Raw genomic sequence first — 10,654 nt, 5'->3', positions numbered from 1 at the left:
CCGGGATTTCTTTTACAGCGGCAAGGTGTCGAACGCCGCGTAGGCCGTAGCCAGCCAGGACTTCACGCGCTGCCGTTCCAGCAACCCGAGCGCATGCGGGCCTTCGCGGTCGTTCACGGCCTTCCAGAAGCTCGTGTTCTGCGCATCGATCTTGCGCATGCTCGCGTCGTGCAGGCGGGGCAGGGTGATCACGCGTGCGCCGTTCGCCGTCGCCTTCGAGAGCGATTGCGAGGCCAGCAGCATCCCGAAGTCGCTGCCGCGGCCGTAGTTCTGCACCACGATGTAGTTGGGCCGGTTGCCGAAGGTGTCGATCAGCGCGCCGAGCAGGTCGGTCGAGTCCTTGCCGTCGTCCAGCACGTGCCAGAAATTGACGGTGACGCCGATGTCGGCGAACACGTCGAACAGGTCCGACTCCTTGATCCAGCGCGACAGCGGTGCCAGCGTTTGCGCGGCAAGGTCGACGATCACGCTTTGCTGCGGGTTGGTCTCGAAGCCGTTGACGACCGTGTCGAGCCCTTCGAAGCTGTCGACCACCACCTGCGAGGCGAAGCCTTCGTAGAAGCGGGTGAACGAGCTGTGCGAGCGGTCGGTGTCGAAGCCCGTGAAAGGGCGGCTGTGGTCGATGAAGTACTGCGCCAGCACGCGCGCCGTGACCGACTTGCCGACACCGCCTTTTTCGCCGCCGATGAAATTGATGGAGCTCATGAGTTGCTGCTGCCTCGAATGGGTTGAGGGGTGGAGGGCGGATTCATTCTAGGGGCCAGTTTTTCTACCTGCCGCGTTTTGCCATGGCTTGCAGCAAGGGATGTGCCTGCAAGCGCTGCTGCAGCCGCTTCTTCCACGGCGCCGGCAGCGCCGAGGCGTCGATCATTGCGGGCCACTTGTCGCGGGCGAGCCGTGCTGTGTCGGCGACGACACGGCGCACCAGCGGCTCGTGCAGCCCGGTCGAGAAGCAGAAGGCGCGTACGTTGGCGGGCGTGAACAGGGCGGTGCGCCGGGCCGAGACCGTGGATTCGGGCAACAGCGGCAGCGCGTGGCCGTCGACACCCTGCAGCGCGGCGTACGCGACGATGTCGTAGGCCGGCGCGAATCGCGGCGCAACGCCGTCGGGATACAGCACGCCGAAGTTCTTGAGATGCGCGTCGGGGTTGCCGAGCAGGTCGTTCACCACGAGCCGCCGCAGGAGCTCGAGCACCGCATCGTCGCCCAGCGACGGAAACGCGCGCATCGCGAGCGCCATGTCGAGGTAGCTGCCGCTGTACTTGCGCATCGGGTCGATCGCCAGCACCTGAGCGAAGTCTTCGAAATGGATGCGGCGCGCGCCGTCGCGGTCGAAGCGCGTAACCGCCAGGAATTCGGGCTCGTCGGGCAGCGCATAGCTGTGCTCCGCGGCAATGGCCGAGAGCGGGGCGAGTTCCGCATGGCAAACCTCTACGCCCGCCGCGCCGGCCATCTGCAGCGACAGCATCTCGAGCTGCGGCATGTGCGGCCGGCCGGCGACCGGCAGCTTGGCGATCACCCGGGTGCTTGCGCCGGCCCGCGTGCGGGCCGCGTACCGCCCGCCCTGGCGGCGCAGGCCCAGCTTGGGCTGCACGCCAGAGACCGAAATGCCTTGCGGCATCGGCAGTTCGACCACGGACATCTCCAGCGCATCCTGGTCCTGCGTGATGAGGCGCTGCAGCGTGCCGCGGTCCACCGACACGGGCCGGGCGCTCACTGCACCGGGCAGGTCGCCGCCGCAGGCAGCGAGCAGTTCGAAATGATCGTTCTCGCGACAGCCGCGCAGCTGCGCGATGTGACTGCGCAGCACGCCTTCGGGCAGCAGGTTCTGGAAAAAGCCCGGCAGCTGGCCACTCTGGGCGTTGAACAGCGGGTTCTTGACGTCGCTCCAGAGTGCCGACTGGGCCGCCGGGTCGCTCGCCACCATCGAGAGCGACAGCACTTCGGCTGGCGGATTGGCGACCAGCTCGGGCTCCGCGACGAAGCGGCACAGGTCGGCGTACTGGAACAGCTTGCCGAAGTGGCGTGTGCCGAGCGAAATCTCGAGGATCTTGACGTTCATGGCGGCAAACGGCGCTTGTTGTGTGGCGCGCCGGGCGCCTGCGCCACTGCATGGCCCACGCGCGTGGCCACGGGGCGATAGCCGGGATCGGTGGCCGTGGTTTCGCCGAAGCCCTTCGGCGCAAGTTGCAGTTCGAGCCCCAGTGCATCGACCAGCGCCAGCAGCGACGACAGCTGCGGGTTGCCCCGCAGGCTCAGGGCGTTGCGCACGGAGCGCTCGGTGAGTCCCGAGCGCAGAGCGATCTCGGCATGCGAGATGCCAGCGGCATCGCGGCGAGCGGCCAGGGCGGTGATGAGTTCCTGCTTGTCCACGGAAATATATTACCGCAAATGAGGTTTTAGGAAATATCTTTCCTAAGAACCTTCGCTGCTTCTTCCGTCGCTTTCACTTGGGTATCAGCGTGAAGAAGGGCATGACCACGCCCATTACCCAGTTCTGGCCGAAATCGAGCGCCGCCCGGCGGTATTTTTCGTCGGCCTGCGCAGCCAGCAGGTCGAGCCGCGCCACGACCTTCGACAGTTCGCGGTCGGCCACGAGGTTGCGGCCGCGGTCACTGATTTCGGTGGCCAGCAGCAGTGGCTGGCCATCGGGGCCGGTCTTGGAGGAAATGAGCCAGAGCGAGATCTCGAAGTTGCGCGCGGCCCTGAAGCTGTTCTCGGCATTGATGCCGTCGATCATGGTCTGGTCCCAGGTGTCGCCGTTGGCCTGCTTGAGCATGGTGGCCCAGCCGTACACCAGCGCCGCGACACGGTCGCCCTGGTAGCCCTGCGGCCCGGTATCGAAGGCCAGGCGGATCGCGTCGATGCCGGTGGCGCCCTTCAAAAAGGGCAGGGGCGGGCCCTTGAGCACGGCGTCCCAGGCGCGCTGGGTGGCCTCGTCCAAACTGGCTGCCGACTTGCGCCATTCGCGCGGATTGCGCTTGTAGAGTGTGCTTTGCACGCGACGCACCGACTGCAGGTTGTCGCGCAGCGACAGGTTGGCGATGCGGTTGGCGCCGGACTGCATCCATTCGTGGCTGCTGTAGGGCTCGGCGCGCTGGGTATCGCGCGTCGACGAGCAGCCTGCAAGGCCAAGCAGAACAGCCGTGCCCGCCAAGATGCCTCCAAGGAGGCAGGTACGTCGCATGGCGAGGGGAGAAACCAGGGAATCGCTCATGCCCTGACGTTATCATCCACGGCTGGGGCGGCGGCCTGCTGCAAGCTGCAGGCCCGTGCAATTTTCCTTACAAATCAATACCTTGGCGCTAGAGCCAAGCAGGCCGACAAGTCGTGCGTCTTAATTCCATCAAGCTTTCGGGCTTCAAGTCGTTCGCCGAACCCACCAACTTCCTGCTGCCGGGCCAACTGGTGGGCGTCGTCGGGCCGAACGGTTGCGGCAAGTCGAACATCATGGACGCGGTGCGCTGGGTGCTCGGCGAGTCGCGTGCGTCGGAGTTGCGCGGCGAGTCGATGCAGGACGTGATCTTCAACGGCACGACCACCCGCAAGCAGGCCAGCCGTTCGAGCGTGGAACTGGTGTTCGACAACGCCGACCACCGCGCCGGCGGCCAATGGAACCAGTTCGGCGAAATCGCCGTGCGCCGCGTGCTCACGCGCGACGGCACCAGCAGCTACTACATCAACAACCAGCCGGTGCGCCGCCGCGACGTGCAGGACGTGTTCCTCGGCACCGGCCTCGGGCCGCGTGCCTACGCCATCATCGGCCAGGGCACGATCAGCCGGATCATCGAGTCCAAGCCCGAAGAGCTGCGCCTTTTCCTCGAAGAGGCTGCGGGCGTGTCCAAGTACAAGGAACGCCGCCGCGAAACCGAAAACCGCCTGGGCGATACGCGCGAGAACCTCACGCGGGTCGAGGACATTCTTCGCGAGCTCAACGCCAATCTCGAAAAGCTCGAGAAGCAGGCCGAGGTGGCTGCGCGCTACAACATGCTGCAAGGCGACGCTACGAAGAAGCAGCATCAGCTGTGGTTCTTGAAGCGCAGCGAAAGCAACGCCGACCAGGCCAAGATCAAGTTCGAATCCGAAAAGGCGATCAACGACCTCGAATCGCGCACCGCCGACCTGCGCCACATCGAGGCCGAACTCGAAACGGTGCGCCAGGCCCATTACGGCGCCGGCGACCAGGTCAACCAGGCGCAGGGCAAGCTGTACGAGGCGAGCGCCGAAGTCGGCCGGCTCGAGGGCGAGATCCGCTTCGTGGTCGAAGGCCGCCAGCGCGTCGAGCAGCGCCTGGTGCAACTGCGCGAGCAGATGGGCCAGTGGGGCCGCCGCCGCGAAGAGGCCGAGGCCGAGATCGAAATGCTGGCCGGTGCCGGCGTGGACGCCGAGGAGCAGGCCATTTTGCTGGCCGCCCAGCTCGAAGAGCACGACGCGCGCATGCCCGAGCTCGAGGAAGCCGTGCAGCGCGCCCAGGACGAGGCCAACGCCCAGCGCACGACCGTGTCGCAGGTACAGCAGCAGATCCAGGTGCTGGCCGCCGACCAGCGCAACATCGAAGAGCAGAGCCGCCAGCTCACGCAGCGCAGCGAGCGCCTGCGCGCCGACCAGAACGCGCTGGCCGCGCCCGACGAAGCCCGCCTGCTCGAGATGCAGGAGCAGCACGCCATGGCGCAAGAGGCCGCGAGCGAAGCCGACGCCCGCCTGCATGAGCTGCAGGAAGCCGTGCCGCAACTCGACGACGACCGCCGCGCGAAGCAGCAGGCCGTCAACACCGAGGGCGCCCGCCATGCAGAGTTCTCGGCCCGCCTCGAAGCGCTGCGCGCGCTGCAGGAAAAGGTCAAGACCGACGGCAAGCTGGCGCCCTGGCTCGCCAAGCACGGCCTCGACGGCCTGCAAGGCCTGTGGAGCCGCATCCACGTCGAGCAGGGATGGGAAAACGCGCTCGAAGCCGCGCTGCGCGAACGCCTGGGTGCGCTCGAAGTCAGCCGCCTGGAGATGGTGCGCGCCTTCGGCAACGATGCGCCGCCCGCCAAGCTTGCCTTCTACAGCCCGCCCACCGCCGGAGCGCCCGAAGGCTCGGCCGCGCTGCCGCGCCTGTCCAGCCTGCTTCGCCTGAACGATGCCGGCCAGCAGGCCCTGCTGAACGGCTGGCTGCGTGGCTGCTACACCGCTGCGAGCTTCGAGGAAGCGCTGGCCCAGCGCGCCACACTGCAGCCTGGCGAAGTCATCTACGTGCAGAGTGGCCACGCCGTGTCTTCGCACAGCGTCAACTTCTACGCGCCCGACTCCGAACAGGCCGGCCTGCTGGCCCGCCAGCAGGAAATGGAAAACCTGGAGCGCCAGCTGCGCGCCCAGACACTCATCAACGAAGAAGCGCGTACGGCCCTGGTCCGCGCCGAAGCCGCCTACGCCGACGCCGCGCAGCGCCTCGTGACCGCACGTCGCGAAGCCGCCGAGACCCAGTCGCGCGCGCACGAACTGCAGGTCGAGACCCTGCGCATGACACAGCTCGCCGAGCAGACCCGCGCGCGCAGCCAGCAGCTGGCCGCCGACCTCGGCGAAGTCGACGCGCAGCTCGAAGAACTGCAGGAGAGGCGCATCGCCGCCGAAGGCCGATTCGAAGAGCTCGACATGCAGCTGGCCGACAGCCAGGAGCGCCACGCGCAACTCGACGAGCGCGTGATCGAAGCCGGCCGCGCGCTGAGCGCGAGCCGCGAGCAGCACCGCAGCCTCGAGCGCCAGGCGCAGGAAGCGACCTTCTCGCAGCGCACGCTCGAAGCCCGCCGCGGGGAGCTCAATCGCTCCATCGAAACCGCGGCGCAGCAGACCGTGGCACTGACCGACGAAGACGAGCGCGCCCGGGCCGAACTGGCCCGGCTGTCCGATGCCGCCGCGCAGGCCGGCCTGCAGGATGCCCTGTCGCTCAAGCTCGAACGCGAAGCCGCGCTGGGCTCGGCGCGCAGCCAGTACGACGACCTCACGCTCAAGCTGCGCGCGAGCGACGAGCGCCGCCTGCAGCTCGAACGCGAACTCGATCCGCTGCGCCAGCGCATCACCGAGTTCCAGTTGAAGGAACAGGCCGCGCGTCTGGGCGTCGAGCAGTACCAGCAGCTGCTCGACGATGCCGGCGCCGATCTCGAAGCCATCGAGCAGTCGATCGAAACCGACAAGGTCAAGCTCACTGGCCTGCAAGGCGAAATCGACCGGCTCAACCGCGAGGTGGTCGCGCTCGGCGCGGTGAACCTGGCCGCGCTCGACGAACTCGCCATCGCGAGCGAACGCAAGACCTTCCTCGACGCACAGTCGGCCGACCTGAACGAGGCCATCGGCACGCTCGAAGACGCCATCCGCAAGATCGACGCCGAAACGCGCGACCTGCTGGGCGGCACCTTCAAGGTCGTCAACGAGCACTTCAGCCGCATGTTCCCCGAGCTGTTCGGCGGCGGCAACGCCAAGCTGATGATGACGGGCGACGAAATCCTCGACTCCGGCGTGCAGGTGATGGCGCAGCCCCCGGGCAAGAAGAACCAGACCATCCACCTGCTCTCGGGCGGCGAGAAGGCGCTCACGGCCATTGCGCTCGTGTTCGCCATCTTCCAGCTCAACCCGGCCCCTTTCTGCCTGCTCGACGAAGTGGACGCGCCGCTGGACGACGCGAACACCGAGCGCTATGCCAAACTCGTGACAGCCATGAGCCGCGAAACCCAGTTCCTCTTCATCAGCCACAACAAGATCGCCATGGAAATGGCCGAGCAGCTGATCGGCGTGACGATGCAGGAGCAGGGCGTGTCGCGCATCGTTGCGGTCGACATGGAGTCGGCGGTCTCGATGGTCGAAGCCGCGTAAGCCGAGCGGCACCCATGAGCAGCCTCACTCTCGCCCTGACCATCCTCGGCGGCCTCGTTCTCGCGGCCGTCGTTGCCTACAACACGTTGATGTCGCGCCGCAATGCGCCGCGCCAGCCCGATGCGATCGACATCGCGCTCGATGAAGCCGAGCGCGCATTGGCGGAGAGCGGCGGCGGCATGGAGCCGATGCTGCATGCCGATCCGCACCAGATACAGGGGGCAGACCGCCATGAACCCCTGTTCGACCCCGACCTGCCGGCGCCCAGCGGCGTGCCCGTGGCGACCGGCGAACGCCGCGGCGGGCTCGACCCGCTGATCGACGTGATCGCACCGATCTCGCTCGATGGCCTCGCCTCGGGCGATGCCGCCATCGCCGCCATGCCGCCGACACGGCGCGCGGGCAGCAAGCCGGTGGCCATCGAAGGCCTGAATGAACACACCGGCCAGTGGGAGCCGCCGGTGGCCGGCCAGCGCTACAGCGCTTTCCAGGTCGGCGTGCAGCTGGCCAACCGCACGGGTGCGCTCAACGAGATCGAGTACTCCGAATTCGTGGTCAAGGCCCAGGCCTTTGCCGACGCCGTCAACGGCGCGCCCGAGTTTCCCGAGATGCTCGACGAAGTGGCGCGCGCCCGCGAGCTCGATCAGTTCGCTAGTGCGCACGACGCGCAACTGGGTTTTGTCCTGCGCGCATTGCATGCGGCCTGGAGTCCTGGCTATGTGCAGCAGAACGCGGCGCGGCTCGGCTTCGTGGCCGGCATCATCCCGGGGCGCATGGTGCTACCCACCAGTGAAGCCGGCCTGCCACCGATCCTCGGGCTGGCCTTCGACACGCAGGCCGCGCTGGCCGACGACCCGGCCCAGTCGGCCATCCGCGAACTCAGCCTGAGCCTCGACGTGCCGCAGGTCGACCGTGGCGAAGAGCCGTTCCGCCGCATGCGCGAAGCCGCCGCCACGCTGGCGCGCGAGATGGACGGCGTGGTCACCGACAGCGACGGCCAGCTGCTGCGCGACGAGACAATGGACGTGATCGGCGCCGACCTCGAGCAGCTCTACGACACGCTCGATGCGCGCGACCTCGCTGCGGGCTCGCCGCTGGCACGGCGCCTCTTCAGCTAACAACTCCGACCTCCGGGAGACACCCATGACGACGCGCGACGAAGCGGCACGCGAAGCCGCCGCACTGAGCGAACAGCTCCACCGCCACGCCCATCTCTACTACGTGCTCGACACGCCCGAACTGCCGGACGCCGAGTACGACAGGCTCTTCCAGCGCCTTCAGGCCATCGAAACCGAGTTTCCCGACCTGCGCACGCCCGATTCACCGACGCAGCGCGTGGGCGGCAAGGTGCTCGACGGTTTCGTCAAGGTGCGCCACAAGGTGCCGATGCTGTCGATCCGCACCGAGACCGACATCACGCCCGCCGGCGCGAGCGCCTTCGATGCGCGCGTGCGCAAGGAGCTGGGCCTGTCCGAGGACGGACCACAGGTCGCCTACGTCTGCGAGCTGAAGTTCGACGGCCTTGCCATGAACCTGCGCTACGAGAACGGCGTGCTGGTGCAGGCCGCCACGCGCGGCGACGGCGAGGTGGGCGAAGACGTCACGCAGAACATCCGCACCGTGCGCGAGATTCCGTTGCGCCTCAACGGTACGGCGCCGCCGGTGGTCGAGGTGCGCGGCGAGGTCTACATGAAGCGCGCCGATTTCGACGCGCTCAACGAGCGCCAGCGCCAGAAGATCGCGGACGGGCAGAAGAACGAGAAGGTGTTCGTCAATCCGCGCAATGCCGCTGCCGGCGCGGTGCGCCAACTCGACCCGGCGATTGCCGCGGCGCGGCCGCTGAGCTTCTTTGCCTACGGGCTGGGCGAGGTGACGCCAGCGGCCGAGGGCGGACCCGACTGCCCGACGCAATTCGACTGGCTGCAGCAGTTCGATGCCTGGGGCTTTCCCGTGGCCAGGCAGACGGCGCGCGCGACAGGTGCGATTGAACTCATAGCTTTCCACGAGAACATCGGCCGCCAACGCGACGCCTTGCCCTATGACATCGACGGCGTGGTCTACAAGGTCGACAGCATCGAGCTGCAGCGGCAACTGGGCTTTGTCTCGCGCGAGCCGCGCTGGGCCGTGGCCCACAAGTACCCGGCGCAGGAGCAACTGACCGAGGTGGTCGGCATCGAGATCCAGGTCGGACGCACCGGCAAGCTCACGCCGGTCGCCAAGCTCGCGCCGGTGTTCGTCGGCGGCGTGACCGTGACCAATGCCACGCTGCACAACGAAGACGAGGCGCGCCGCAAGGACGTGCGCGTGGGCGACACGGTGATCGTGCGCCGTGCCGGCGATGTGATTCCCGAAGTGGTCGGCGTGGCGCCTGACAGCCTGGCCAAGCCCGACGATCAGCGCGGCGCAGTTTTCACCATGCCGCACAAGTGCCCCGTGTGCGATTCGGAAGCCGTGCGCGAGGAGGGCGAGGTCGATTACCGCTGCAGCGGCGGCCTGTTCTGCGCGGCGCAGCGCAAGGAAGCCATCCTGCACTTCGCGGCGCGGCGTGCGGTGGATGTCGACGGACTGGGCGACAAGCTGGTCGAGCAACTGGTCGACGCCAACCTGATCCGCACCTTGCCTGATCTCTACAAACTGGGTTTCACCACGCTGGCCGGGCTGGACCGCATGGCCGAGAAGTCGGCGAAGAACCTTGTCGACGCGCTCGAGGCCTCGAAGAAGACTACGCTGCCGCGCTTCCTGTTCGGCCTTGGCATCCGCCACGTGGGCGAAACCACCGCGAAGGACCTGGCCAAGCACTTCGGCAAGCTCGACGCGATCATGGACGCGAGCGAGGAGCAACTGCTCGAAGTGAACGACGTGGGACCGGTGGTGGCGCAAAGCCTGCGCACCTTCTTCGATCAGCCGCACAACCGCGAAGTGGTCGAGCAATTGCGCGCCTGCGGCCTGAACTGGGAAGAGGGCGAGCCCGCCGCCAGGGCGCCGAAGCCTTTGGCGGGTCTGACCTTCGTCATCACCGGCACGCTTCCTACGCTGAGCCGCGACGAAGCGAAGGATAAATTGGAGGCAGCCGGAGCCAAGGTTTCCGGCTCGGTCAGCAAGAAGACCCATTACCTCGTGGCCGGTGAAGAGGCCGGGAGCAAGCTCGACAAGGCGCGTGAGAACGGCGTCGAGATCATCGATGAGGCGCGTATGCTGGAGATACTCGCCAACGGTGTTCCGGCGGAGTAAGCCGCAGAGGTGCCGACAGGCCCTTTACCGGTCGTTACGCGACTTCATCGGAACGCAGTCAACAGGGTCTACAACCTGGCGTTGAAAACTAATCGAAGGCCACAAGGAGTCCCTCATGCAAAAAATTCGTGTTCTTGGTGCTTGCGCCGCGCTCGGCGGCGTTGCGTTGCTGAGCGGCTGCGTGGGCGTGCCCGCCGATCCCTACTATGGCGGCGGCTACTCGTCGGGGCCTTACTACAGCGAACCGTCGCCCGTGGTCGTTTCACCCGCGCCGGTCTACATCCAGGGTGGCGGCTACTACGAGCAGCGGCGTCCGTACTACTACGACCGTCCGTACTACGGCCGGCCAGGCTATCCGGCCGCGCGCCCTGTCTATCCGAATCCCGGCGTGGTCGGACGCCCGTCAGGCAATTGGGGCGCTGGCCGACCGGGCGTCGCACCGCGTCCGCCCGTTACCGGTGGAGGACCAGGCTCCATCCCGACACCGCCGCGCGGCAATGCGCGCCTGTGGACTTCGCCGGACTCCAAGACCCAGACGCCTCCCTGATCGCGGCGGCTGCGGGCCTGTCGCGATAAT

The 10,654-nt window shown here is 67.2% G+C and carries 8 protein-coding genes; 4 read left to right on the top strand and 4 right to left on the bottom strand.

Annotation, left to right across the window (positions count from 1 at the left end; translation table 11 throughout):
• Positions 1 to 12 precede the first annotated feature (12 nt).
• The 4 genes from ACEOAB_RS15040 to ACEOAB_RS15025 form a co-directional block, all read right to left on the bottom strand.
• Positions 13 to 705: a P-loop NTPase family protein gene (locus ACEOAB_RS15040; RefSeq protein WP_007837844.1), complete on the bottom strand. Its 693-nt coding sequence runs from the start codon at positions 703 to 705 to the stop codon at positions 13 to 15.
• Between the two features lie 64 nt (positions 706 to 769).
• The gene (locus ACEOAB_RS15035) at positions 770 to 2,062 is read right to left on the bottom strand and encodes a type II toxin-antitoxin system HipA family toxin (protein WP_495652940.1); all 1,293 of its coding nucleotides are present in this window, start codon (positions 2,060 to 2,062) and stop codon (positions 770 to 772) included.
• Positions 2,059 to 2,373 (bottom strand): helix-turn-helix domain-containing protein, encoded by a 315-nt coding sequence (locus tag ACEOAB_RS15030; RefSeq protein WP_413748093.1) that lies wholly within the window; start codon positions 2,371 to 2,373, stop codon positions 2,059 to 2,061. Before ACEOAB_RS15030 ends, ACEOAB_RS15035 begins: the two co-directional genes overlap by 4 nt.
• 73 nt (positions 2,374 to 2,446) lie before the next feature.
• Positions 2,447 to 3,157, bottom strand: a complete 711-nt coding sequence (locus ACEOAB_RS15025; RefSeq protein WP_495652939.1) for a hypothetical protein — start codon at positions 3,155 to 3,157, stop codon at positions 2,447 to 2,449.
• A 173-nt stretch (positions 3,158 to 3,330) separates the two neighbouring features.
• On the opposite strand from ACEOAB_RS15025, the gene smc reads away from it, so the two are divergent.
• The 4 genes from smc to ACEOAB_RS15005 all read left to right on the top strand — a co-directional run bounded on the left by smc (position 3,331) and on the right by ACEOAB_RS15005 (position 10,624).
• Entirely contained in the window at positions 3,331 to 6,846 is a 3,516-nt protein-coding gene (gene smc, locus ACEOAB_RS15020) for a chromosome segregation protein SMC (RefSeq protein ID WP_413748091.1), read from the top strand.
• A 14-nt stretch (positions 6,847 to 6,860) separates the two neighbouring features.
• Positions 6,861 to 7,964, top strand: a complete 1,104-nt coding sequence (locus ACEOAB_RS15015) for a cell division protein ZipA C-terminal FtsZ-binding domain-containing protein (protein ID WP_056590574.1) — start codon at positions 6,861 to 6,863, stop codon at positions 7,962 to 7,964.
• 25 nt (positions 7,965 to 7,989) lie between these two features.
• Positions 7,990 to 10,077, top strand: coding sequence for an NAD-dependent DNA ligase LigA (ligA, locus tag ACEOAB_RS15010; protein ID WP_056590571.1), 2,088 nt, complete (start codon positions 7,990 to 7,992; stop codon positions 10,075 to 10,077).
• A gap of 115 nt (positions 10,078 to 10,192) precedes the next feature.
• Positions 10,193 to 10,624, top strand: coding sequence for a hypothetical protein (locus tag ACEOAB_RS15005; RefSeq protein ID WP_082572018.1), 432 nt, complete (start codon positions 10,193 to 10,195; stop codon positions 10,622 to 10,624).
• The last annotated feature ends 30 nt before the right edge of the window (positions 10,625 to 10,654 follow it).

Source organism: Variovorax sp. Varisp53 (assembly GCF_059491555.1).
The sequence above is the reverse complement of the archived record's forward strand: the minus strand, read 5'-3'. Positions and strand labels throughout refer to the sequence as shown.

Bases quoted from the DNA above. Each gene is read 5' to 3' on its own strand.
- ACEOAB_RS15040 (WP_007837844.1), bottom strand. From the start codon at position 705: ATGAGCTCCATCAATTTCATCGGCGGCGAAAAAGGCGGTGTCGGCAAG.
- ACEOAB_RS15035 (WP_495652940.1), bottom strand. From the start codon at position 2,062: ATGAACGTCAAGATCCTCGAGATTTCGCTCGGCACACGCCACTTCGGC.
- ACEOAB_RS15015 (WP_056590574.1), top strand. From the start codon at position 6,861: ATGAGCAGCCTCACTCTCGCCCTGACCATCCTCGGCGGCCTCGTTCTC.
- ligA (WP_056590571.1), top strand. From the start codon at position 7,990: ATGACGACGCGCGACGAAGCGGCACGCGAAGCCGCCGCACTGAGCGAA.
- ACEOAB_RS15005 (WP_082572018.1), top strand. From the start codon at position 10,193: ATGCAAAAAATTCGTGTTCTTGGTGCTTGCGCCGCGCTCGGCGGCGTT.